Below are 21,950 nucleotides of genomic sequence, written 5' to 3'. Positions count from 1 at the left end.
CTGCACCTAGGCTCGGGGGCATGGGTGGCGAGCGGGACCTGACCGAACCGCCGGACGACGACGGACGGCCGCCGTCGTGGCAGGGCGCGCCGGGATGGTCCGGGTTCGATCCCGAGACGCTGCCGCCGCACGCCCCGCTGCCGGGTGCGCCGCCGTACCCGCCGGGCACCGAGCCGGAACCGGCCGCCGTCGACGACTGCGACCCCGCGCCGCCGCCCCTCGGGGCGGTGCTGCCCCGGTGCATCGCCGCCGGCGCCGGCTGGGTCGTGGTGGCGCTGCTGCTGGCGGTGTTCACCGGGGTGGCGTCGTGGCCGCTGCGCGGGCTCGCGCTGCTGGTGCCGTGGGGGCTGACCGCGGTGGTACTGCTGTTCCCGGCCCGGCGCGGGGCCGGCCCCGGTGGGCTCGTCGCCCTCGCGTTCGGCCCGTTCTGGGTGCTGCACGCGCTGCTCGTCGGGCTGCTCGGCTGGTGAGTCCGGGCCACGGGCCCTCGTGCGGTCGAGCGGCGGGCTTCCGGTCGTGCCGGTGCGGGGCGCCCGATGGTTGGACGTCGGTGTCGTGGGTACCCGCCCTCAGCAACCCCGAGGACACCACAGATGAGCCGGCCGACCGCCACGCACGACACCCCCGAACCTCCTGCCCCGAACCCCCCGAGCCCGTCACTCGCCGACATCACCTACCGGGTGATGACCGGGTTCTCCGGCGTGGTGGACCGTTCCACCATTCTCCGCATCGTGGGGACCTGCCACCGCGATCTGCGCGCGGCTGCCGGCGCGGGCGGGTCCGACGGCGCCGCCCTGTCCGAACGCGTCGAGCGGCGCGCCCGGAACAGCTTGGCCGCCCTGCTCGGGAGCGGGTCCGCGCGGCTCCCGTCCCGGTAGCCTGCCCGTCCCGGCCGGGTCACCGGGCCGCGGTGTCCGCGGCCGGTAGGTGCCCGAGCTGGCCGAGGATCGTCATGTTGTCCCAGGTCACCCAGAGTTCCGCGATCCGGCCGTCGACCACCCGCAGGACGCCGCCGAAGCCGAACCGGGTCCGTCGTCCGCTGGCCGGGAACGGCCCCAGTGCGCCGGACTGGGTGCCCTCGTAGGTGGCCCAGATGCCGGCCCGGTCGCCGTCGGCGACGACCTGGGTGAACGTCTGGACGTTGTCCGGGAACGATTCCGTGTTCGACCGCAGGAACTCCTTGAAGTCCTCCCGGCTGCGGACGTCGAAGTCCGGTGTGGCCTCGCAGTGGCGCTGGAAGTCCGGCGCGAGGATGTCGTCGAGGAGGTCGAGCCGGCGGGAGTTCATGGCGTCCTCGAGGCGACGCACCAGGGTCGTGATCTCGTCAGTGCTCGTGGTCATGTCCGACTACCCCCTCGGGGACGGGACGGCGCGGCGCCGTCCGGTGCGTACGGGTCAGCGGTGCGGTGGGATGTTCGCGTTCCGGTGGAACACGTTGTCCGGGTCGTACACCGCCTTGATCGCGGCCAGGCGGTCGTACTTGTCGCCGTAGCTGGCCCGCACGCGCGCGGCGTCGTCGCCCATCAACGAGTTGACGTAGGCCCCGGAACCGATCGTGTACGGCGCCAGCGCCCCGTGGAAGGTCCGCACCCAGTCCCGCTCCGCCGGTTGCCCGGCCAGGTCCGGGGCGAGCCCGACCACGAACACGTTGAGCCGCGGGCTGCGCCCACCGCCGAACGCCGTCGCGTCCTCGGGGACGACGCTGTAGGCACCGTCGAGTACGAAGACGTGCACCAGGGACAGCGGGGACACCCGCCGGGCCACCTGCTCGGCCAGCACCGCGATCACGGGGTCCTCGAGCCCCGGCAGGTAGCAGCCCTTCTCGTAGCAGCGCGCGCCCCAGGCCAGGTCCTCGTCGGACATCTGCTGCAGCGCCGTGTACGGCATCGGTGTGCAGTACTCGAACAGCGGCGTCGGACCGGTGGCTCGGATCCGCTCGTGCACGGGCTCGGCGTCGGCGTCGGGCTGCTCGCCCGTCGTCCCGATCACCACCAGAGCCCAGCCGGGTCGCAGCCGCAGCTCCTCGGGCACGAACGGGGCGGGCGGCGCGCACATCGCGATGATCTGGAACCCGACGGTCGCGGGCAGCTCCGGGATCACCTCACGGGCCAGCCGCAGTGCCGCGGCACCGTCGTCGACGGAGAAGAAGAACAGCCCGAACGAGACCAGTGGGCCGACCGGGACCAGGGAGAACTCGAACTCGGTGACGATCCCGAAGTTGCCCCCGCCACCACGCAGGGCCCACAACAGGTCCGGGTGCTCGTCGGCGGACGCCCGCACGACCCGGCCGTCGGCCAGCACGACCTGCGCGCCGACCAGGTGGTCGATCGACAGGCCGTCGCGGCGGGTCAGCCACCCCAATCCGCCACCGAGCGTCAGCCCCGCGACGCCGGTGTGCCCGACCTCCCCGGCCGGGACGGCGAGCCCGTGCTCCTGGGTGGCCGCGTCCATGTCGCGGAGCAGCGCGCCGCCACCGACCCGGGCCCGCCGGGCCACCGGGTCCACGGTCACGGTGTTCACCGCGGCCAGATCGATCACCAGTACGCCGTCCCCGGTCGCGTGCCCGGCCGCGTTGTGCGCGCCACCGCGCACCGCGATCTCCAGCCCGCGGAGGCGGGCATGATCGACGGCGGCGACCACGTCCTCGACGTCCGCGCACCGTGCCACCAGCGCAGGCCGCCGGTCGACCGCGCCGTTCCAGACCCGGCGTGCGTCGTCGTAGCCCGGGTCGGCGGGCGCCACGACGGTACCCGTCATCCTGGCCCGCAGGTCCCCGGTGTGGTCGACGGTGGCGGTCATGGCGGCCTCCGGCAGCGGCGTCGGTGCAGTCGGAGCGCTCACGGTTCACCGCCGCCGGGGCACTGTCACGCCGACCGGGCGGATATCCCCACGGTTGACGACGGCCCCGGACGGCCCCGAGCCACCCGGGGCCGGACGCCGGGCGGGTCCTCCCGTCAGTCCCGGCGGCGGGAGGTGATCACACCGGTGTTGAAGCCGGCCAGGTGCAGCCCACCGGCGAAGCGGGCGTGCTCCACCTTGAGGCAGCGGTCCATGACGACCTCGACCCCGGCCGCCTCGGCCCGGGTGGCGAGGCCGGCGTCGAACAGGCCGAACTGCAGCCAGAACGTGCGCGGGTGCGGGTCGAGCCCGAGCACCTCGTCGAGCACCCCGGGCAGATCCTCGGGCCTGCGGAACACGTCGACCAGGTCCGGGACGACCGGCAGCTCCGCCAGCGACGGGTACACCGGGCGGCCGAGGATCTCCGACGCGTTCGGGTTGACGAAGTACACCTCGAACCCGGTGGACGCGAGCAGGTAGGTCGCGACGAAGTTGCTGGCCCGCGCGGGGTTCGGCGACGCCCCGACCATCGCGACGGTGCGGGTGTCGCGCAGGATCTGCTGCCGCCGCCACGCAGGCGGGTTCTGCCAGGTGGTCGTGGTGGTCACGAGGTCTCCTTCTGCGCCGCCGTGAGTGCCTGGTCGAGGTCCCAGATGATGTCCTCGGGGTCCTCGAGCCCGACCGAGATCCGGATCATGTCCTCGGGGACCCCGGCCTGCTCGAGCTGCTGCTGGGTCAGCTGCTGGTGGGTCGTCGATCCCGGGTGCAACACGAGGGTACGGGCGTCACCGACGTTGGCGAGGTGGCTGCACAGCCGTACCGACTCGATGAACCGGGCCCCGGCCTCGCGTCCCCCGTGCCGATGCTCGCTCGGCGAGCCTCGCTCGGCCACGCCGAACGCGAACACCGCGCCGGGCCCGTCCGGCAGGTAGCGGCGGGCGCGCTCGTGGTGCGGGTGCGACGGCAGGCCCGGGTAGGTCACGTACGCCACCCGCGGGTCGGCCTCCAGCCATTCCGCGACCCGCTGCGCGTTCGCGACGTGCTGGTCCATCCGCTGCGGCAGCGTCTCCACGCCCTGCATCAGCAGGAACGCCGAGTGCGCGGACAGGGTCGCACCGACGTCGCGCAGCTGCTCGGCACGCAGCTTCGTCAGGAACCCGAGCTCCTGGAAGTTGCCCCACCAGCTCAGCCCGCCGTAGGACGGGACCGGCTCGGTCATGCCCGGAAAGTTGCCGTTGCCCCAGTCGAACGTCCCGGCCTCGATCACCACACCGCCGAGCGTGGTGCCGTGCCCGCCGAGGAACTTCGTGACCGAGTGGATGACGATGTCGGCGCCGTGCTCCAGCGGCCGGCACAGGTACGGCGTCGCCAGGGTCGCGTCGATGATCAGCGGGATCCCGCGCGCGTGCGCGACCTCCGCCAGCCCGGCGACGTCGGCGACCTCACCGCCCGGGTTGGAGATGATCTCGGCGAACAGGAACCGGGTGTTGTCCCGGATCGCGGCGGCGTAGTCGGCCGGGTCGGTGCCCGGGACGAACGTGGTGTCGACACCGAAGCGGCGCAGCGTCACGTCGAGCTGGGTGATCGTGCCGCCGTAGAGCCCGGCGGCAGCCACCACGTGGTCGCCGGCCCCGGCGAGCGCGGCGAACGTGAGGAACTCGGCCGACTGCCCGGACGCCGTGCAGACCGCGCCGATCCCGCCGTCCAGGCTGGCCAGGCGCTCCTCCAGCGAGGACACCGTCGGGTTCGCGATCCGCGAGTAGACCAGCCCGTACTTCTGCAGCGCGAACAGGGCCGCGGCGTCGTCGGTGTCCCGGAAGACGTAGCTGGTGGTCTGGTGGATCGGTACCGCCCGCGAGCCGGTCGCGGCGTCCGGCACCGTCCCCGCGTGCACGGCGCGGGTACGGAAGCCCCAGGACCGGTCCTGCGACTGCTCCGGCTCTGACGGTGCTCCGGCGGGTTCGTTCGCGCGCTCACTCACGCCGCCATCCTGCCTCCCACCGGTCGCCGGTGCCGCACCGCGCTCGTCACAGCTGCACAGGGCGCCACCGCCGCAGCGGTGTATCGTTGGTGTATGGCCCGCACCAACATCGACCTGGACGACGAGCTCGTCGGCGAGGTGATGCGCCGGTACGGCCTGCGGAGCAAGCGGGAAGCCGTGGACCTGGCCCTGCGGCGCCTGGTCGGGCCGCGCCTGTCCCCGGAGTTCCTCGCCGGGCTGGAAGGCATCGGCTGGGAGGGCGACCTCGACGACGCCCGCCGCTCCGACGTCGCCGAGTTCTAGATGCGCCCGCGGGACGACGAGCCCTGCCTGCTGGACACCTCGGTCTGGATCGAGTATCTGCGTGCCACCGGCTCGTCGGCCCACCTGGAGGTGCGACGGCTCCTGCAGACCGAACCGGACCGGGTCGCCACGACCGAACCCGTCGTCATGGAGCTGCTCGCCGGGGCCACCTCACCCGCCGTGCTCGACAAGCTGGAGACGCTGACGTCCGGGCTGCGCCGACTGGCACTGGACCCGGCGGTGGATTTCCACACCGCGGCGACGGTGTACCGCTCGGCACGAACCGGCGGGCGTACGGTGCGCAAGCTCCTCGACTGCCTGATCGCCGCGGTGGCGGTACGGACCGGGGCCGTTCTGCTGCACCGGGACCGGGACTTCGACGAGCTGGCCAGGGCCCTTCCGGACCTGCGTGCCGTGTCCCTGCACCACGGACACTGACCGGGTCCACTGCACCGGCACCAGCCCCCGATCACCTCAGAGATGCTCGGCGAGGAACCTCAGCACCCGCTCGGTCGCGTCGGTCGCGGACGGCTCGTGGTACCCGGCCCGGATCGGCAGCCGCTGGGCGATCGCGCCGGTGACCCCGGGCGTGCGGGTCATGAACGAGTGGCCCGCCTCGGGGTAGACCTTCACGTCGTGCGGGACGCCGCGCGCGGCGAGCTCGTCGGCCAGCCGCTGCGGGTAACCGTCGGCGAACTCCTTGTCCCGGCCCCCGAAGCTCGCGACCACCGGGCAGACCGGTTCCACCCGGGCTCCGGTGCGGCCGTAGAACGGCACCGACACCCGGTAGCGGCCGGTCTGGGACAGCAGCAGCGCGAACCCGCCGCCCATGCAGAACCCGATGACGCCGATCCGGTCGGCGTCGACGGTGGGCTGCTCGGCGAGCCAGCGCCGGGCCGACTCGCAGTCGCCCAGCGCCGCACCGCGCCCGGTGGCCATCGTCGTCATCGTCGAGGCCACGCACAGCGACCGGACGCGGCCACGGGCGAACAGGTCCGGGATCAGCACCGTGTAGCCGGCCCGCGCGAGCTCGCGGGCGATCCGGCGCATCTCCGGGGTCGTCCCGTACAGCTCGTAGATCATCACCAGGGCCGGGCCGGGCGTCCCGTCATCCTCGGGCCGGACCAGGAAACCGGGCAGCCGTCCCCCGTTGACGCTGCCGATGCCGACCTGGGCCTCGATCGTCACCGGTGCGTACCCGGCACCCGGACCAGGCCCTCCTGCATGGTCGTCGCCACCAGCCGGCCGTCCGCGCCGAAGAACCGTCCCCCGGCCAGCCCGCGTCCGCCGGACGCCGCGGGCGAGTAGCAGGTGTAGAGCAGCCACTCGTCGGCCCGGAACGGCTGGTGGAACCACATCGCGTGGTCCAGGCTGGCCATCTGCGGGTGCGCGGCCGACGCGTCGTGGCGGGCCAGCACCGAGCCGAGCAGGGTCAGGTCGCTGGCGTAGGTCAGCAGGCAGACGTGCAGGAGGTCGTTGTCGGGCAGCCGACCGTCCGCACGCAGCCACAGCCGGATCGGCTCGTCGGAGGCACCGGTGCGGTGCGGTGACCAGACCGGCTCGTCGATGAGCCGGATGTCCAGCGGGCGCGGCAGGTCGGCGAGCCAGCCACCGTCCCCGCGCAGGGCGCGCGCGCCGAGGTCGTCGACCTCGTCGGGGGCCGGGACACCGGTCGGCATCGGCTCGGTGTGCACCAGCCCCTGCTGCTCGAGCTGGAACGACGCGGACAGCGAGAAGATCGCCTCACCGCGCTGGATGGCCAGCACCCGGCGCGTGGTGAACGACCGGCCGTCGCGCACCCGCTCGGTCTCGTAGACGATCGGGATGCTCGGGTCGCCGGGACGGATGAAGTAGGCGTGCAGCGAGTGCACGGGGCGGTCCTCCGGCACCGTCCGGCCGGCCGCGACGAGCGCCTGTCCCGCGACCTGGCCACCGAACACCCGGGGCAGCGTCACCGGTGGGCTCACCCCGCGGAAGAGGTTGTCCTCCAGGCGTTCCAGGTCCAGCAACGCGACCAGGTCGTCGAGGACGGCCTGGCCGCACGGCTCGCCGTCGGCGGCGGTCGCGGGCGGCGGCGTCTGCGTGGGGACGGGCTCGGGACTCACGGGCGTCGAGTATGCCGAACGCCGGCCGGGGCGAGACGTCCGCTCACCTCAGGCGTGGTCCTCCTCGCCCAGCCGGTGCACCCGGATCAGGTTGGTCGAGCCGACCGTGGCGGGCGGCGAGCCGGCGACGATCACGACCAGGTCGCCCGGCTTGAACCGGCCGATGGACAGTATGGCCTGGTCGACCTGGCGCACCATGGCGTCGGTCGAGTCGACCTTGTCGACCAGGAACGTCTCGACGCCCCAGGTCATCGCGAGCTGGCTGCGCACCGCGGCCTCCGGGGTGAACGCCAGCAGCGGCAGCCGGGTGTGCAGCCGGGCCAGCCGGCGCACGGTGTCGCCGGACTGGGAGAACGCGACCAGCGCCCGCGCCGAGAGCCGCTCGCCGATGTCGCGGGCGGCGTAGGAGAGCACACCGCGCTTGGTGCGGGGCACGTGGTTCAGCGGCGGGACGCTCGCCGGACCGGACTCGACCGCCTCGACGATCTCGGCCATCGTGCGGACCGTCTTGATCGGGTAGCGGCCGACGCTGGTCTCGCCGGAGAGCATGACGGCGTCGGTGCCGTCGAGCACCGCGTTCGCCACGTCCGAGGCCTCGGCGCGGGTCGGGCGCGAGTTGGTGATCATCGACTCCAGCATCTGGGTGGCGACGATGACCGGCTTCGCGTTCTCCCGGGCGATCTGCACGGCCCGCTTCTGCACCAGCGGCACGTTCTGCAGCGGCAGCTCGACGCCGAGGTCGCCGCGGGCGACCATGATCCCGTCGAAGGCGAGCACGACGGCCTCGAGGTTGTCGACCGCCTCCGGCTTCTCCAGCTTGGCCACGACCGGCACCCGGCCGTACCCGGAAGAGTCCATCACCTTGTGCGCGCCGTCGATGTCGGCCGGGCTGCGCACGAACGAGAGCGCGACGACGTCGACGCGCAGCGACATCGCGAACTCGAGGTCGGCGATGTCCTTGTCGGACAGTGCGGGCACCGAGATGTTCATCCCGGGCAGGGAGAGGCCCTTGTTGTCCGAGACCGGGCCGCCCTCGGTGACCTTGCAGACCACGTCGTCGCCCTCGACGGCGATCACGCGCAGGCCGACCTTGCCGTCGTCGACGAGCAGGCGGTCGTCGGGCCGGGCGTCCTGGGCGAGGCCCTTGTACGTGGTGGAGACGCGGTCGTGGGTGCCGGCCACGTCCTCGACGGTGATCCGCACCTCCTCGCCGGTCTTCCACTCGGTGGGTCCGTCGGCGAACCGGCCGAGGCGGATCTTCGGCCCCTGCAGGTCGGCCAGCACGCCGACGGCACGACCGCTGGCGTCGGCGGCGGCGCGGACCATGTCGTAGACGCGCTTGTGGTCCGCACGGTCGCCGTGACTGAAGTTGAGCCGGGCCACGTCCATCCCGGCGTCGACGAGCTCACGGATCCGGTCCGGAGTCGCGGTGGCCGGACCGATAGTGCAAACGATCTTGGTTCGACGTGTCACGGCGTCAGCGTAGCGCTGTTCTGTAACGATCCGGTTCCCGGAACCCGGCCTGTCGGTGGCCGGTTCACCGCACCGGGGGGTGGCGGCCCGCGAGGGCCCGGACCCGCGGGAGGAGACTGATCGGGTGCGTGTCCAGCCGTTCGTCCTCGCCGTCCTGCTGAGCCTGGGAGTGCTGTTCACCCCGGCGTCCGGGGTCCCGGTCGCGCCGCCGGGGACCGACAAGCTGGTGCACCTGGGCGTGTTCGCCCTCCTCGCGGTGACCGGGCGGATCGCCGAGATCCGCACGTGGCCTCTGCTGGGCGGGCTGGCCGTGTACGCGGCCGCGTCCGAGGTGCTGCAGGCGGTGCTGCCCCTCGGGCGCAGCGGCGACCTGGTCGACGGGCTGGTCGACGTGGCCGGTGCTGCGCTGGGCCTGGTGCTGTACGCGGCGGTAGCCCGCCGCCGGTCGGCTGCATGACCGGCCGGGCGTGACCGGGCCCGCGTGACCGGGCGCGCGTGACCGGGCGGGCGGGGCCGGTGCCTCAGCCCGCCGGGCGGCTCTCCGACATGGCGAACCGGGCGAGCGTGGCCGCGATCGCCTTCGTGTAGTGGTCCAGCCGCTCCCGGTCGACGTTGGCGAGCGTGTCGCAGGCCGAGTGGTAGCACCGGTCGTAGACCTCGCCCGCGGTGCCGCCCCAGGCCGCGGCCTGCTCCTCGGTCTTGCTCTCGGAGTCCCCGGTCACCGCGCTCGCGGTGGGGATCCCGGCCTTGACGAACGGACCGTCGTCGTCGCCGTAGAGCGGCATGCGCTCCGCGGTCACCCCGGTCGCGGCGAGCTCCTCGGTGAGCACGGAGGCCACCGTCCCGGACCCGGGCGGACCGGTCTCGGAGTCGTCGTCGCCGATCCCGCCGTGCACGAAGTAGCCGCCGTTCGGAGAGCCGAGCATGTCCATGTTGAGATACATCAGGTGGGCGGCCCGCTCCTCGCGGCCGAGGTCGCGGACGTAGCCGCGCGACCCGTGCAGCCCCTCCTCCTCCGAGCCCCAGAACCCGAACGCCACCGTGTTGGTCGTGCCCGGTTCCGAGCCGAACCGGGTCGCGATCTCCAGCAGGGCCGCGACGCCGGTGCCGTCGTCGTTGATGCCCGGCCCCTCGGTCACCGAGTCCAGGTGGGCCCCGGCGAGCACGACCGCGCCGGGGTCGCCGCCGCGGGTGCGGGCGACGACGTTGCGCATCTCGCGGTCCTGGTCGTCGTCGTAGTACGTCGGCGTGCTCACGTCGAACCCGGCGTCGCGCAGCACCCCCGCCACGTAGTCGACCGAGCGCGCGTAGCCGGGTGTGCCCGCCGCCCGGTTGCCGCCGTTCTCCTCGGCGATCCGCTGCAGCGCCTCCAGGTGCGGGACGGCCGCGGCACCGCTCGCCGCCGCCGCGAGCCGCTCGGACAGGGCGTCACCCGGCGGGCCCGGAGGGGCGTCGGCCTCCGGCGCGGACGTGCACCCGGCGAGCACCAGGACCCCGACGGCCAGCAGCGCGGCCGCGGCCCGGGCCCGCCACCACCCTGCTCGTCCGCCGGACCGCCGGGGTCGCCCGGACGGTCGATGCAACCCGGACAGTCGGTGCGGTGCGTACGGCCCCATGCCGGTCCCCCCGTCGTCGCGTGTCCGGTGTTCGCCGCACGCCCGGTCGCCGGTTCACCGGGACCGCCCGGAAGAGCACCGGTACCCGACCCTGGCACAGCACCGTCGGGCTGCACAGGCATTTGTCCGGTGGGGGTCGCTTAGCGGGGCGCTCAGCGCCTCGGCTGGTCGCTCGGGCCGACGTGATCGGCCAGCCACTCGGTGACCGGCCCGGCCGCCCGCCAGACCTTCCGGACCCGGTCCCGGGCGCGGGGGCCGTGCAGCACGTCGTCCGGCGGCCACCGGCGGGACACGTACAGCCCGGTGTGGCGCAACAGGTCGAGCCGCGGATGGTCGGCCGGGGTACCCCGCGGACGGGTCTTGAGCGTCGCGCCGCCGACAGTCAACCCGCCGGCCGTGGCGTCGGCCAGCCGCGCGCGCAGGTCCTCACCGCGGCGCTCGTCGTCCACCGCGGTCCGGAAGCGGCCCAGCTGGTCCGGGGCCATCGCGTAGTACCCGCCCGCGGCGAGCATCCCCTCCGACGACACCTCGACGTAGAACGGCGCCGTGTAGCCGCCGCAGTGCGTCTTGTACGGGGTCTTGTCGGCGGAGAACCGCACGTCGCGGTACGGGCGGAACACCTTGCCCTCGCCGAACTCGGGCTCGAGGTCGGCGAGCAGCGCGAGCATGGGCCCGCGGACGTCGTCCTCGTAGATCGCCCGGTGGTCGGTCCAGTACGCCTTGGAGTTGTCGGCGAGCAGGCCGTCGTAGAACTCGACCGCGCCGTCACCGAAGCCCGCGAAGGCCGTCATGCGTCCTCGCGCTCGGGGTCCCCGCGCTCGGGGTCCGGCTGGGAAATCTCCTCCCGGCCCTTCGGCGCGAACACGACGTAGGCCGTCGCCGCCACGAACAGCACCGCGGCGACGACGACGTTGATCCGCACGTCGCCGAACACCCGGGTGGCCGGGTCGGTGCGCATCAGCTCGATGAAGAACCGGCCGAGCGTGTAGCCGGCGACGTAGACCGCGAACGCCCGCCCGTGGCCGAGCCGGAACCAGCGGTCGGCGAGCACCACCACGACGGCGACGGCGAGGTTCCACAGCAGCTCGTAGAGGAACGTCGGGTGCACGACGGCGATCGGTGTCGCATCCAGGGCGACACCGCCGATCGGGTCCTCCAGGCCGGTGGCCGGGTCGACCCGCCGGTAGATCTCCAGGCCCCACGGCAACGTGGTCGGTCCGCCGTAGAGCTCCTGGTTGAACCAGTTGCCGAGCCGGCCGACCGCCTGGGCGGCGACGATGCCCGGGGCGACGGCGTCGGCGAACGCCGGCAGCGGCACGCCGTACCGGCGGCAGCCGATCCAGGCGCCGACCCCGCCGAGCGCGATCGCACCCCAGATGCCCAGCCCGCCGTTCCAGATCTCCAGCGCCCCGAGCGGGTCCCCACCCGGACCGAAGTAGACGTGCCAGTCGGTGGCGACGTGGTAGAGCCGACCGCCGACCAGGCCGAACGGGATGGCCCAGACCGCGACGTCGAGTACCGTCCCGGGCCGCCCGCCGCGGGCGACGAGCCGGCGCTCGCCCCACCACAGCGCGATCACGATCCCGGCGATGATGCAGAGCGCGTACGCCCGGATCGGGATCGGGCCGAGGTGCCAGACGCCGCGGTCCGGGCTCGGGATGGCGGCCGGCAGTACCGCGGCGAGGGTCGCCGACACCTCAGGCGCCGGAGCGGCTGCAGGACGGGTGGAAGCCCGCCGCGACCAGCCCGCGCACGGCCGAGGCCGGGTCGCCGCTGGTCACCAGCCCCTCGCCGACGAGTACCGCGTCGGCACCCCAGCCGGCGTAGGTGAGCAGGTCACCGGGCCCGCGGACGCCGGACTCGGCGACCTTGAGCACGTTCGACGGCAGCCCGGGCGCGATCTGCCCGAACACCGACCGGTTCACCTCGAGGGTGTGCAGGTTGCGCGAGTTGACGCCGACGAGCGTGGCGCCGGCCTCCAGGGCGCGGTCGCACTCCTCCTCGGTGTGCACCTCGACCAGCGGCGTCATGCCGAGCGACTCGACCCGGTCGAGCAGCGACTCGAGCACCGGCTGCTCCAGCGCGGCGACGATCAGCAGCACGACGTCGGCGCCGTGCGCGCGGGCCTCGTGCACCTGGTACGGGGTGACGATGAAGTCCTTGCGCAGCAGCGGCACGTCGACCCGGGCGCGGACGGCGTCGAGGTCGGCGAGCGACCCACCGAACCGGCGCTGCTCGGTCAGCACGCTGATCACCCGGGCGCCGCCCTCGGCGTAGACGCCGGCGAGCTCGGCCGGGTCCGCGATGGCCGCGAGCGCGCCCTTGGACGGGCTGGCCCGCTTGACCTCGGCGATCACGCCGACGCCCGGCTCGCGCAGCGCGGCCAGCGCGTCACGCGGCGGCGGGGCCGCGGCCGCCCGGCGCTTGATCTCCTCGAGGTCGACGACCTTCTCGCGCTCCGCGAGATCCTCGCGGACGCCGTCCACGATGGACTCCAGGACGCTCGGCCCCCGGCCGCCGGTCCCGTTCTGCTGCGCCACCGTGTCGACTCCTCCTCCGCTCGCGGGTTGCCCGGTCGTCGGCGTCATGCTAGTTCTCCCCCTCGCGCGGGCCGACGGTCGGGTCGCCGCCCGCGTCGAGGCGTTCCCACGCCGCGCGGTCCGGGTCCGTGTCGTCGGCGGCCCGCTCGGTCGCCCCCGGGGCCGAGTAGCGGGCCCCGAGCCGGGGCAGCCGCGGCTCCCGCAGGACGAGCAGGACCGCGGCGGCCACCGCCAGCACCCCGCCGGCGACCGCCAGCCACGGCCACGGCGTCGCCGTCACCGGGCCCACACCCTCCGGCGCGTTCGGCGCGGTCAGCCCGGCCCGCGCCGAGGCGAGCTCGGTCGCCGACGGCGGGACCACGACCATCCGCACGGTCAGGCCCGCGGCGGCCAGGGCACCGGCCGCGACCAGCACACCGAGCAGCCGGCGGGCGATCCCGGACAGTGCGACCAGCGCGGCGACGGCGGCGACCAGCAGCGCCGCGACCGCGGTGACGGCGGGCTGCAGCTGGGCGCCCGTCGCGGACGCCGCGACCGTGCCCCGCGTCGCGGTCGGCACCTCGACGGTGAACCACGACGCCGACCCGGCCCCCCACAGCGCGGCGGCCCCGGCGAGCAGGCCGACGACGATCAGGCCGAGGCTGCGCCGGTCGTCGCGCACGGCGGCCGCCGTCACGCGGACCCCGGGGCGCGCAGCGACCCCGCCGCCGCGACCGCGGACAGCACCGCGCGGGCCTTGTTGAGGCACTCGGTGTCCTCAGCGGCCGGGTCGGAGTCGGCGACGATCCCGCCGCCGGACTGCACGTAGGCGGTGCCGCCCCGGATCAGGGCGGTGCGGATGGCGATCGCGGTGTCGGCGTTGCCGGCGAAGTCGAGGTAGCCGACGATGCCGCCGTACTGGCCGCGCCGGGTCGGCTCCAGCTCGTCGATCACCTGCATGGCGCGGACCTTCGGCGCACCGGACAGCGTCCCGGCCGGGAAGCAGGCCACGACGGCGTCGAACGCGGTCCGGTCGCCGCGCAGCAGGCCGGTCACCGTCGACACCAGGTGCATGACGTGGCTGTAGCGCTCGATCTCGAAGAAGTTCCGGACGGTGACCGTGCCCGGTTCGCAGACCCGGCCGAGGTCGTTGCGGCCCAGGTCGACCAGCATCAGGTGCTCGGCGCGTTCCTTCTCGTCGGACCGCAGGTCCTTCTCCAGGAGCTGGTCCTCCTCGTCGGTCGCACCACGCCAGCGGGTGCCCGCGATCGGGTGCGTGGTGGCGCGCCCGTCGAGCACGCTGACCAGCGCCTCCGGGGACGAACCGACGATCGAGAACGGCGGCCCGCCCGCGGCGTCCTCGAGCCGCAGCAGGTACATGTACGGGCTCGGGTTGGTGGTGCGCAGCACCCGGTAGACCTCGAGCGGGTCGGCCTCGCACGCCATCTCGAAGCGCTGCGACAGCACGATCTGGAAGGCCTCACCGGCCCGGATCCGCTCCTTCGCCTCCTCGATGGCGGCGTGGTGCTGCTCCGGCGAGCGGCGGCGCACGAACTCCGGCTCGCCCGGGGTGTAGACCGCGACCGTGCTCTCCGCCGGCGCCGCGAGCTCGGTGGTCATCCGGTCGAGCCGGGCGACGGCGTCGTCGTAGGCCTGGTCGACGCGCTCGTCCGAGGCGTCCCAGTTGATCGCGTTCGCGATCAGCGTGATCGTGCCCTCGTGGTGGTCGAGCGCGGCCAGATCGGTGGCCAGCAGCATGACCAGCTCGGGCAGCGCCAGGTCGTCCACGGCCGGGTCGTCCGGGTCGGCGATCCGCTCCACCCGCCGGACGACGTCGTAGCCCAGGTAGCCGACCATCCCGCCGGTCAGCGGGGGCAGCCCGGGCAGCGGCTCGGAGTGCAGCTCGGTGACCACGGTGCGCAGCGCCTCGAGCGGGTCGCCGGTCGTCGGCAGCCCGTCGGGGACCTCCCCGGTCCAGTGCAGCTCGCCGTCGACCGCGGTGAGCGCGGCGGCGCTGCGGGCCCCGACGAACGACCAGCGCGACCACGACCGCCCGTTCTCCGCGGACTCCAGCAGGAACGTGCCCGCCGACCCCTGCGCGAGCTTGCGGTACACCCCGACCGGGGTCTCGTCGTCGGCGAGCAGGCGGCGGGTCACCGGGATGACCCGGTGCGCGCCGGCGAGCCGGCGGAACTCCTCGCGGGTCGGGCTCACCTCGCCCAGCGCGGCGGCCGTGGGGACGGACGTGGTGGCGCTCGCGGTCATGGCGTCATTGTCCCCGACGGTGACGGGCGCGGACCGGCGGGTGAAGATGGGACGCATGAGCAGCCGGCCGGAGCCCGACACCCCGGTGAAGCGTCGCCGGGGGCGCCGCTCCGGCGGGGTCGACACCCGGGCCGGGCTGCTGGACGCGGCCCGGGCCGAGTTCGCCGAGCGCGGGTTCGACGGGGCCACGGTCCGGCGGATCGCCGAGCGCGCCGGGGTGGACCCGGCGATGGTCAACCACTGGTTCGGCACCAAGGAGAAGCTGTTCACCGCGAGCATGGACATGCCGCTGGACCCGCTGGCGATCCGGGCCGAGGTGCTGGCCGGCGGGCCGGACGGGGTCGGTGAGCGGGTGGTGCGGGGCTTCCTGACGGTGTGGGACGCGGCCGCGGGGGGCGGGGCGATGGCGGCGCTGCTGCGCAGTGTGACCACCCACGACTTCGCGGCCCGGATGCTGCGCGAGTTCGTGACCCGGGTGATCCTGCGCCCGGTCGCCGACCGGGTCGCCCCGGACCGGCACGCCGAGCGGGGGGCGCTGGTCGCCTCGCAGCTGATCGGGATCGGCATGATGCGCTACGTGGTCCGGCTGGAGCCGATGGCGTCGGCGTCCCGGGAGGAGCTGGTGACGGCGATCGCGCCGACCGTGCAGCGCTACCTCACCGGGAACCTGGGGTCGACGAAGCCCGACTCGTAGGCCGCGACGACCGCCTGGGTGCGGTCCCGGGACCCGGTCTTGGCCAGCACCCCGGCGACGTAGGTCTTCACCGTCTCGACGCCCAGGTAGAGCTCGCCGGCGATCTCGGCGTTGGACAGCCCGCGGGCCATCAGCCGCAGCACCTCGCCCTCGCGCGCGGTCAGCCCGGCACCCTCCAGCCGGTCCCCGCCGCCCGGGGCGAACCCGGCGACCAGCTCGCGGACCGCCGCCGGGAACAGCAGCGTCTCCCCCGCGGCGACCGTGTGCACCGCGCGCACGATGTCGCGCGGCGGGGTCCGCTTGAGCAGGAAGCCGGTGGCCCCGGCGCGCAGCGCGTCGTAGACGTAGCGGTCGTGGCCGAACGTGGTCAGCACCAGCACCCGCGGCGGATCGGGACGCCGGACCAGGTCGCGGGTCGCGGTGATGCCGTCCACGCCCGGCATCCGGACGTCCATCAGCACGACGTCCGGGCGCAGCCGCGCCACCAGCCCGGGGACCTCGGCGCCGTCGGCGGCCTCGCCCAGCACGGTGAGGTCCGGGTCGGCGTCGAGCACCGCGCGCAGTCCGGTGCGGACGAGCTCCTCGTCGTCGACCAGCAACACCCCGGTGGTCATGGCTCCTCCCCTCGGCTCCCCGACCCTCCGACTCCCGGATCCGTCGGCGTCCGGTCCGATCGGCACCCGGCGCCGTGCGGTCTCCGTCCTACCCCGACTCCCCGCGGCCGTCCTCCCGCCGCGCCGGGGTGGCGGAGCGGGTGGTCCGGTCGGAGCAGCCGGACCGGCCACCGGCTCGGTCGACCGGATCAACCGGGCCGGGCGGGTCGGCCGGGCCGGGCGAGTCGGGCAGATCAACCGGGTCGGCCGGGTCGGCCGGGCCGGGCGAGCCGGGCGGGCCGGGCGAGCCGGGCGGGCCGGGCCGTTCCGCCGGCAGCGCGCGCCCGGCCGGGAAGGTGGCGTGCAGGACCCAGCGGTCGCCGTCCGGGCCGGTGTCGAGGGTGCCTCCGAGCAGCTCGGACCGTTCCCGCGCCCCGGCCAGGCCCCGCCCGCGGCGCGCGCCCCGGCCGACGCGTCCGCGCGCGTTGGCGATCCACAGCTCCAGCCCGCTCCCGGTGCGGTGCAGCCGCAGCTCGACCGGACCCGGACCGGCGTGGCGCAGGGCGTTGGTCAGTCCCTCCTGGACGAGCCGGTAGACCTCCCGGGACACCGCCGCCGGGACACCCGCCGCGGAGTCCACCTCGGACCTCAGGTCCAGCCCGGCCGTCCGCACCGAGTCCAGCAGGGACTCCAGCGACTCGAGGTCGCGGACCGGCTCGGGGGCGGTGGCACCCCGGCTGCCGCCCCCGCTGCCGTCCTCGCGCCCGTCGTCGTTCTCGGCGTCGCGCTCGTCGTCGCGCAGCAGCCCGAGCACGTGGTCGAGGTCGTCGAGCGCGGCCCGGCCGGTCTCCGCGATGGCCTCGAGGGCGCGGCGGGCGAACGCCGGGTCGCTGTCGAGCACCTCGGCGGCCGCCCCGGCCTGCATCGTGGTGACGGTCAGCGCGTGCCCCACCGAGTCGTGCAGCTCGCGGGCCAGCCGGGTGCGCTCGGCCTGCCGGTCGGCGCGACGCCGGGTGGCCGCGAGCTCCGCGGCGAGCTCGGCCGCGCGCCGCTGCCCGGCGTCCGGCCCGAGGAACCACCCGACCAGCCGGGCCTGCAGGCCGCCGCCGGCGACGAGCACCGCGAGCGTCACCGGCACCAGCAGCAGGCCCAGCGGCGGCGCCCACCAGGCCGCGGCACCGGACGGCAGGGGTGGGTGGTGCTCGAACGGGGCCGTGACCAGCGCGACGGTCATCGGCACCGCGAGCAGCACGGCAGTGGCCCCCACCGCACCGAACGCGGCGCACAGCACCAGCCACCCGGCCGCCCGGGCCCGGGCCGTGAACGGGACCCGGGCCGCGGGCGGCTCGACCGGCAGCTCGGCGTCGAGCAGCGCCCGGGCCGCCGCGACCAGCAGCTCCCGCACGCCGGGCAGAACCGTGACGCCGGCGGCGATCAGCACCACCGGGACCGTCAGGCCGATCATGGCACCGGTGCCCGTGCCACCGGCGGCCGTGAGCACCAGGACCCAGCCCGCACCCAGGTAGGGCAGCAGTACCACCGCGCCGAGCAGCACGTGCAGCACACACCGGTAGGTCCCGGCCGAGCGCACCGACCGGACCGGCCGTGTCCATCGCCCCGGCGGGACCGGTCGCGCCCCTGGTGATCCGCTCACCCGGCGATCGTGGCAGAAGCCGCGGCCGCGCCGTTCCCTCGCGCGGGGGAGGCCGTCCACCCGCCGGCGGGAGGTACGGGCACCCTCCGGCCGCGAGTCTCGGTGCCATGACCTCGAATCTCAGGACCCCGGATCACAGGACCCCGGATCACCGGACCACCCGCGACACGATCACCACCCGCCGGGTGCTCGGTGCTGTCGCCGCCCTCGCAACGCTCCCCTACGTCTCGATGAAGATCGCCTGGTTGGTCGGGAACCCGGTCGGCGTCCTCGACATGCGAGTCGTCGAGGGGGCCGGGATGGCGGCGATGAACGCGATCACCCTGCTGCTGGACGCGTGCGTCGTCGTGCTCGCGGTGACGCTGGGGAGCCGGGTGGCCCTGCGGCTGCCCGCGCTGCCCGTCCTGCTGCCGGCCTGGGTGGCGACCGGGCTGCTCGTCCCGATCGCGCTGGTGTCGCTGCCGATGACCCTCCTGCTCCCCCGGCCGGACGATCCCGGGCTGGCGGCCTGGGTGCACCCGATGGTCTACGGCGGGTTCACCGTGCAGGGCGCCTGCCTGCTCGCCGCGTTCGCGCTGTACGCCCGGGACCGCTGGGGAGCCCGGCTCGCGACCCCGGCCCCGGCGCCGGACGCGGTGCGGCCGCTGCTGCGGGCAGTCGTCGGGGGCGGCGTCGTGACCGCCGTCCTCGCGGCAGGTCTGCGGATCCTCGGTGGTGTGCTCACCGGTGAGCCGATCGCCCTGGTCCCGGCCGCGGTGACCGCGGTGCTGGGCCTGGCCGGCGCGGCCGGGGTGTGGCAGCTGGCCGCGAGCCGCTCGGGAACGGCCCTGGTCACGTCGGCCTGGGTCGGGAGCGCGGTCGTGTTCGCCGAGGGGCTGTACGCCACCGCGATCACGATGGGGGCGACCGAGCTGTCGGCGGGTGCCGCGTCGCCCGCGGCCATGCTGTCGCACGTCGTGGGCCTGCTGTCCGGGTTCGCGCTGGCCGTCGCCGGGCTGCTGGCGGTGTCCGGATCGGTGGCCGGCGCGCCGCGTACCGCCGGTGCTCCGCTCGCCGGCGGCACCCGGAGCGGCGACGGCAGCACCCCGGCCACCGGCCGCGCCCCGGTCGCGGGCGGGACCCGGCTCGGCGGTGGCCACCCGGCCACCGGCCGCGCCCCGGTCGCGGGCGGGACCCGGCTCGGCGGTGGCCACCCGGCCGCCGGCGACACCCCGGCGCGGGAGGCCCCCCGGGCCTGACCGACCCACACCACACCGCACCAGGCGTCCGGCCTCGTGCGCCGCCGGCTCGAACCGGCCGCGCACGAGGCCGTTCTCGTACACAATCTCTCCTCCAGCACACCGGAAGCCGCAGATCAACCGTTGAGTCCTGTCCGATTGCGCTCTACCTTGTGCACAATCACGAGGAGGTGGGGTCGATGGTGGACCGCGTCGCGCCGGCCGGCACCCGCGGCGAGCAGGCCGTGGACCGGGTGCACGCCGTGCTCCGGGCCGAGATCCTCGACGGCGTCCGCCCGGCCGGCTCCCGGCTGCGCGAGGAGGAGATCGCCGAGGCACAGGGCACCAGCCGCACGCCCGTGCGCGAGGCGATCCGCCGGCTCGCCGGCGACGGCCTGGCCGTGCTCGCTCCCCGCCGCGGTGCCGAGGTCGTCGCCTGGGACGAGGAGGACCTCGACGAGCTGTTCGACCTGCGCGTCCTGCTCGAGGGACACGCCGCCGCCCGCGCCGCCACCTCCGGCCGCGCCGACACCGCCCGGCTGTCCGAGCTCTGCGACCGGATGGAGGCACTGCGCCGCCCCACCGGCGACCGGGACTACGCGGAGATCACCCGGCTGAACCTGGCGTTCCACCGCGAGGTGCACCGCGCGGGCGGCCGCCGGGTGCTGCCCGACCTCGTCGCCCGGGTCGTCGAGGGCCCGCTGGTGCACAGCACGCTGCGCCGCTACTCCCCCGACCGCCTCGACCGCAGCTTCGCCCAGCACCGCGACCTCGTCGCCGCCGTCGAGGCGGGGGACGCCGAGTGGGCCCGCGCCGTGATGACCGCCCACCTGCGGGCGGCCCGGGAGGTCGTCCGGGCCGCCGTACCCCTGTCCGTTCCCGCACCGACCTGACCGACCCTCGACGAGGAGGACCCCGTGGAACAGCGCCGCTCCCCGAACAGCCCGCCAGCCGACGACCACGAACCGATCCGCTCGCCCTGGCTCTTCGCCGTCCTGCTGCTCCTGGTGCTCGCCGGGACCCCGCTCTGGTACCCGACCGGACTGGTCGAACCGCTCGTGCTGGGAGTGCCCCTGTGGTTCGCGGTCTCGGTCCTCAGCACGCTCGCGTTCGCCGGGTTCACGTCCTGGATCTGCCTGCGCCGCTGGAACCTCGCCGAATCCGACGAGGTCGCTGCGGCTGCTGGGGAAGCGGCGGCCGGGGGTGACGACCGGTGAACGACCTGATCTTCGCCGGCCCCGCCGGGGTGGCGATCCTCTGCGCCTACGCGGTCGTCATGCTGGGGATCGGCTGGTACGCCGGTCGCGGCAACACCGGAGGCACCGCCCGGGGCTACTTCACCGCGGGCGGCGGCCTCGGCATGGTGACGCTGTTCTTCACGCTCTACGCCACCCAGTACAGCGGTAACTCCGTGGTCGGCTACGCGCCGCAGGCCTACCGCTCGGGCTTCGCCTGGTGGCAGTCGGTCCCGTTCATGATCGCGGTCATCGCGGTGTACCTGCTGTTCGCACCGCGGCTCTACGTCCTGGCCAAGCAGAAGGGCTTCGTTACCCCGACCGACTTCGTCCGGGACCGTTTCGGCAGCACGAGGCTGAGCCTGCTCACGATCGCGCTGATGCTGTGGGGGCTGGGGAACTACGTCCTGGAGCAGCTCGTCGCGATGGGCCACGGGGTCGCCGGGCTCACCGGCGAGACCATCCCGTACGAGGTCGGCGTCGTCGGGTTCATCGTCGTGATGCTCGCCTACTCCTGGACCGGCGGGATGCGCGCGATCGCGATGACCGACGTCATGCAGGGCATCGCGATGCTGGTGGGCATCGGGGCGCTGCTGGTCGGGACGATGTACCTGACCGGCGGCATCGGCACGCTGACGACCTACCTGGCCGAGACCTCGCCGGAGCTGGTCGGCGTGCCGGAGAAGTCCGACGCGGTGAACTGGCTCGCGATGATCATCATGATCGGGTTCGGCGCGGCCGTGTACCCGCACGCGATCCAGCGCGTCTACTCCGCGCGCAGCGAACGCACGCTCAAGCGCTCCCTGGCGCTCATGGCGTGGATGCCGCTGCTCACCACCGGTGTGGTGTTCCTCGTCGGGCTCGCGGGCCTGCAGCTGTTCCCCGGCCTGGGCACCGAGGAGTCCGAGCAGCTCGTCGGGCTCATCGCGAACGAGGTCGCGGCCACGAACCTCGTGTTCTACATCCTGATGATCCTGCTGTTCGGCGGTATCGTGTGCGCGATCGTGTCCACAGCGGACTCGGCGGTGCTCTCGTTCGCCTCGGTCATCGCCGGCGACCTCTACGGCCGCTACATCGCCCCGGACGCCCCCGACCGGCGCAAGGTGCTGGTGGGCAAGCTGGTCAGCGTCGCGATGGTGTTCGTGCTCCTACTCCTCGCGTGGAACCCGCCGGGCACGCTCTACAGCATCTTCGTGCTCAAGTTCGAGCTGATCGTCCAGCTGGCCCCGGTGTTCATCCTCGGGCTGTACTGGAAGCGGATGGCGGCCGGGCCGACGTTCTGGGGGATGCTCACCGGCGCCGTCGTCGCCGGCGGCGCCACCCTGGTCGACGCCGGCCCGTTCTTCGGGGTCCCGGCCGGCCTGGTCGGTCTGGCGGCGAACGTGGCGATCTGCGTGGCCGGCTCCCTGCTGGTCTCCCCACGCTCCGCACCCGCCGAGCCCGCCCGGACCTGACCG

At 74.4% G+C, this 21,950-nt stretch carries 25 protein-coding genes; 10 read left to right on the top strand and 15 right to left on the bottom strand.

Annotated features, from left to right (window positions below; translation table 11 throughout):
- Nucleotides 1-20 precede the first annotated feature (20 nt).
- Together BM093_RS24745 and BM093_RS24740 are read left to right on the top strand one after the other, a co-directional pair.
- Nucleotides 21-470, top strand: a complete 450-nt coding sequence (locus BM093_RS24745; protein ID WP_093350353.1) for a hypothetical protein — start codon at nt 21-23, stop codon at nt 468-470.
- 123 nt (nt 471-593) lie between these two features.
- A complete protein-coding gene (locus tag BM093_RS24740) occupies nt 594-878 on the top strand; it encodes a hypothetical protein (protein WP_093350350.1) in 285 nt (94 codons plus the stop codon).
- A 19-nt stretch (nt 879-897) separates the two neighbouring features.
- On the opposite strand, the gene BM093_RS24735 is transcribed toward BM093_RS24740, so the two are convergent.
- The 4 genes from BM093_RS24735 to BM093_RS24720 form a co-directional block, all read right to left on the bottom strand.
- Nucleotides 898-1,341: an ester cyclase gene (locus tag BM093_RS24735; protein ID WP_093350347.1), complete on the bottom strand. Its 444-nt coding sequence runs from the start codon at nt 1,339-1,341 to the stop codon at nt 898-900.
- A 54-nt stretch (nt 1,342-1,395) separates the two neighbouring features.
- Nucleotides 1,396-2,799, bottom strand: coding sequence for an FAD-binding oxidoreductase (locus BM093_RS24730; RefSeq protein WP_093350345.1), 1,404 nt, complete (start codon nt 2,797-2,799; stop codon nt 1,396-1,398).
- Between the two features lie 155 nt (nt 2,800-2,954).
- Nucleotides 2,955-3,446 carry a CoA-binding protein gene (locus BM093_RS24725; RefSeq protein WP_093350342.1) on the bottom strand — a complete coding sequence of 164 codons (492 nt, stop codon included), beginning with the start codon at nt 3,444-3,446 and terminating at the stop codon, nt 2,955-2,957.
- Entirely contained in the window at nt 3,443-4,819 is a 1,377-nt protein-coding gene (locus BM093_RS24720) for an O-acetylhomoserine aminocarboxypropyltransferase/cysteine synthase family protein (protein ID WP_218162919.1), read from the bottom strand. The genes BM093_RS24725 and BM093_RS24720 overlap by 4 nt, the downstream gene beginning before the upstream one ends.
- Nucleotides 4,820-4,912: 93 nt before the next feature.
- On the opposite strand from BM093_RS24720, the gene BM093_RS24715 reads away from it, so the two are divergent.
- Complete coding sequence (locus BM093_RS24715; protein WP_177238690.1) at nt 4,913-5,122, top strand: type II toxin-antitoxin system VapB family antitoxin; 210 nt, start codon at nt 4,913-4,915, stop codon at nt 5,120-5,122.
- The gene (gene vapC, locus BM093_RS24710; RefSeq protein WP_093350336.1) at nt 5,123-5,560 is read left to right on the top strand and encodes a type II toxin-antitoxin system VapC family toxin; all 438 of its coding nucleotides are present in this window, start codon (nt 5,123-5,125) and stop codon (nt 5,558-5,560) included.
- Between the two features lie 36 nt (nt 5,561-5,596).
- Here the strand turns inward: vapC and BM093_RS24705 are convergent, their stop codons facing one another.
- From BM093_RS24705 to pyk, 3 genes are read right to left on the bottom strand one after another with little or no spacing between them, the layout of a single operon-like run.
- Nucleotides 5,597-6,310, bottom strand: a complete 714-nt coding sequence (locus BM093_RS24705) for a dienelactone hydrolase family protein (protein ID WP_177238689.1) — start codon at nt 6,308-6,310, stop codon at nt 5,597-5,599.
- Nucleotides 6,307-7,227: an acyl-CoA thioesterase gene (locus tag BM093_RS24700; RefSeq protein WP_093350329.1), complete on the bottom strand. Its 921-nt coding sequence runs from the start codon at nt 7,225-7,227 to the stop codon at nt 6,307-6,309. Before BM093_RS24700 ends, BM093_RS24705 begins: the two co-directional genes overlap by 4 nt.
- A 48-nt stretch (nt 7,228-7,275) precedes the next feature.
- Nucleotides 7,276-8,700, bottom strand: coding sequence for a pyruvate kinase (gene pyk, locus BM093_RS24695; protein WP_093350324.1), 1,425 nt, complete (start codon nt 8,698-8,700; stop codon nt 7,276-7,278).
- Nucleotides 8,701-8,824: 124 nt separating this feature from the next.
- Here pyk and BM093_RS24690 point away from each other — a divergent pair, with 124 nt between their 5' ends.
- Complete coding sequence (locus BM093_RS24690; RefSeq protein ID WP_143105509.1) at nt 8,825-9,157, top strand: VanZ family protein; 333 nt, start codon at nt 8,825-8,827, stop codon at nt 9,155-9,157.
- A gap of 64 nt (nt 9,158-9,221) precedes the next feature.
- On the opposite strand, the gene BM093_RS24685 is transcribed toward BM093_RS24690, so the two are convergent.
- The 6 genes from BM093_RS24685 to BM093_RS24660 all read right to left on the bottom strand — a co-directional run bounded on the left by BM093_RS24685 (nt 9,222) and on the right by BM093_RS24660 (nt 15,100).
- The gene (locus BM093_RS24685) at nt 9,222-10,316 is read right to left on the bottom strand and encodes a M20/M25/M40 family metallo-hydrolase (RefSeq protein ID WP_093350320.1); all 1,095 of its coding nucleotides are present in this window, start codon (nt 10,314-10,316) and stop codon (nt 9,222-9,224) included.
- A 152-nt stretch (nt 10,317-10,468) separates the two neighbouring features.
- A complete protein-coding gene (locus tag BM093_RS24680; RefSeq protein WP_093350316.1) occupies nt 10,469-11,107 on the bottom strand; it encodes a DUF2461 domain-containing protein in 639 nt (212 codons plus the stop codon).
- Nucleotides 11,104-12,012, bottom strand: a complete 909-nt coding sequence (gene lgt, locus BM093_RS24675) for a prolipoprotein diacylglyceryl transferase (RefSeq protein WP_093350312.1) — start codon at nt 12,010-12,012, stop codon at nt 11,104-11,106. The genes BM093_RS24680 and lgt overlap by 4 nt, the downstream gene beginning before the upstream one ends.
- A 1-nt stretch (nt 12,013) precedes the next feature.
- Nucleotides 12,014-12,856 carry an indole-3-glycerol phosphate synthase TrpC gene (gene trpC, locus BM093_RS24670; protein ID WP_093350309.1) on the bottom strand — a complete coding sequence of 281 codons (843 nt, stop codon included), beginning with the start codon at nt 12,854-12,856 and terminating at the stop codon, nt 12,014-12,016.
- Nucleotides 12,857-12,905: 49 nt separating this feature from the next.
- Nucleotides 12,906-13,532: a Trp biosynthesis-associated membrane protein gene (locus tag BM093_RS24665; RefSeq protein ID WP_177238688.1), complete on the bottom strand. Its 627-nt coding sequence runs from the start codon at nt 13,530-13,532 to the stop codon at nt 12,906-12,908.
- Nucleotides 13,529-15,100, bottom strand: coding sequence for an anthranilate synthase component I (locus BM093_RS24660; RefSeq protein WP_093350302.1), 1,572 nt, complete (start codon nt 15,098-15,100; stop codon nt 13,529-13,531). Before BM093_RS24660 ends, BM093_RS24665 begins: the two co-directional genes overlap by 4 nt.
- Nucleotides 15,101-15,155: 55 nt before the next feature.
- Here BM093_RS24660 and BM093_RS24655 point away from each other — a divergent pair, with 55 nt between their 5' ends.
- Nucleotides 15,156-15,794, top strand: coding sequence for a TetR/AcrR family transcriptional regulator (locus BM093_RS24655; protein ID WP_093350426.1), 639 nt, complete (start codon nt 15,156-15,158; stop codon nt 15,792-15,794).
- Here the strand turns inward: BM093_RS24655 and BM093_RS24650 are convergent.
- Both BM093_RS24650 and BM093_RS24645 read right to left on the bottom strand, forming a co-directional pair.
- Nucleotides 15,752-16,408, bottom strand: a complete 657-nt coding sequence (locus tag BM093_RS24650) for a response regulator transcription factor (protein WP_093350300.1) — start codon at nt 16,406-16,408, stop codon at nt 15,752-15,754. The two genes, BM093_RS24655 and BM093_RS24650, sit on opposite strands and share 43 nt — an antisense overlap.
- Before the next feature lie 88 nt (nt 16,409-16,496).
- A complete protein-coding gene (locus BM093_RS24645; RefSeq protein ID WP_218162918.1) occupies nt 16,497-18,041 on the bottom strand; it encodes a sensor histidine kinase in 1,545 nt (514 codons plus the stop codon).
- A 107-nt stretch (nt 18,042-18,148) separates the two neighbouring features.
- On the opposite strand from BM093_RS24645, the gene BM093_RS24640 reads away from it, so the two are divergent.
- The 4 genes from BM093_RS24640 to BM093_RS24625 all read left to right on the top strand — a co-directional run bounded on the left by BM093_RS24640 (nt 18,149) and on the right by BM093_RS24625 (nt 21,947).
- Nucleotides 18,149-19,279, top strand: a complete 1,131-nt coding sequence (locus BM093_RS24640) for a hypothetical protein (RefSeq protein ID WP_093350294.1) — start codon at nt 18,149-18,151, stop codon at nt 19,277-19,279.
- Between the two features lie 179 nt (nt 19,280-19,458).
- Nucleotides 19,459-20,151 (top strand): GntR family transcriptional regulator, encoded by a 693-nt coding sequence (locus tag BM093_RS24635; protein ID WP_093350291.1) that lies wholly within the window; start codon nt 19,459-19,461, stop codon nt 20,149-20,151.
- Nucleotides 20,152-20,175: 24 nt separating this feature from the next.
- Nucleotides 20,176-20,475: a hypothetical protein gene (locus BM093_RS24630; protein ID WP_093350289.1), complete on the top strand. Its 300-nt coding sequence runs from the start codon at nt 20,176-20,178 to the stop codon at nt 20,473-20,475.
- Entirely contained in the window at nt 20,472-21,947 is a 1,476-nt protein-coding gene (locus BM093_RS24625) for a sodium:solute symporter family protein (protein ID WP_093350286.1), read from the top strand. The genes BM093_RS24630 and BM093_RS24625 overlap by 4 nt, the downstream gene beginning before the upstream one ends.
- Nucleotides 21,948-21,950 lie beyond the last annotated feature (3 nt).

This window comes from Pseudonocardia ammonioxydans (assembly GCF_900115005.1).
In the GTDB taxonomy this organism is placed as follows: Bacteria; Actinomycetota; Actinomycetes; order Mycobacteriales; family Pseudonocardiaceae; genus Pseudonocardia; species Pseudonocardia ammonioxydans.
This window is presented reverse-complemented; position numbering and strand designations above follow the sequence as displayed.

Coding starts and splice junctions, on each gene's coding strand:
- BM093_RS24745 (WP_093350353.1), top strand. CDS start 21: ATGGGTGGCGAGCGGGACCTGACCGAACCGCCGGACGACGACGGACGG.
- BM093_RS24740 (WP_093350350.1), top strand. CDS start 594: ATGAGCCGGCCGACCGCCACGCACGACACCCCCGAACCTCCTGCCCCG.
- BM093_RS24735 (WP_093350347.1), bottom strand. CDS start 1,341: ATGACCACGAGCACTGACGAGATCACGACCCTGGTGCGTCGCCTCGAG.
- BM093_RS24730 (WP_093350345.1), bottom strand. CDS start 2,799: ATGACCGCCACCGTCGACCACACCGGGGACCTGCGGGCCAGGATGACG.
- BM093_RS24715 (WP_177238690.1), top strand. CDS start 4,913: ATGGCCCGCACCAACATCGACCTGGACGACGAGCTCGTCGGCGAGGTG.
- vapC (WP_093350336.1), top strand. CDS start 5,123: ATGCGCCCGCGGGACGACGAGCCCTGCCTGCTGGACACCTCGGTCTGG.
- BM093_RS24685 (WP_093350320.1), bottom strand. CDS start 10,316: ATGGGGCCGTACGCACCGCACCGACTGTCCGGGTTGCATCGACCGTCC.
- BM093_RS24680 (WP_093350316.1), bottom strand. CDS start 11,107: ATGACGGCCTTCGCGGGCTTCGGTGACGGCGCGGTCGAGTTCTACGAC.
- BM093_RS24660 (WP_093350302.1), bottom strand. CDS start 15,100: ATGACCGCGAGCGCCACCACGTCCGTCCCCACGGCCGCCGCGCTGGGC.
- BM093_RS24655 (WP_093350426.1), top strand. CDS start 15,156: ATGAGCAGCCGGCCGGAGCCCGACACCCCGGTGAAGCGTCGCCGGGGG.
- BM093_RS24650 (WP_093350300.1), bottom strand. CDS start 16,408: ATGACCACCGGGGTGTTGCTGGTCGACGACGAGGAGCTCGTCCGCACC.
- BM093_RS24640 (WP_093350294.1), top strand. CDS start 18,149: ATGACCTCGAATCTCAGGACCCCGGATCACAGGACCCCGGATCACCGG.
- BM093_RS24635 (WP_093350291.1), top strand. CDS start 19,459: ATGGTGGACCGCGTCGCGCCGGCCGGCACCCGCGGCGAGCAGGCCGTG.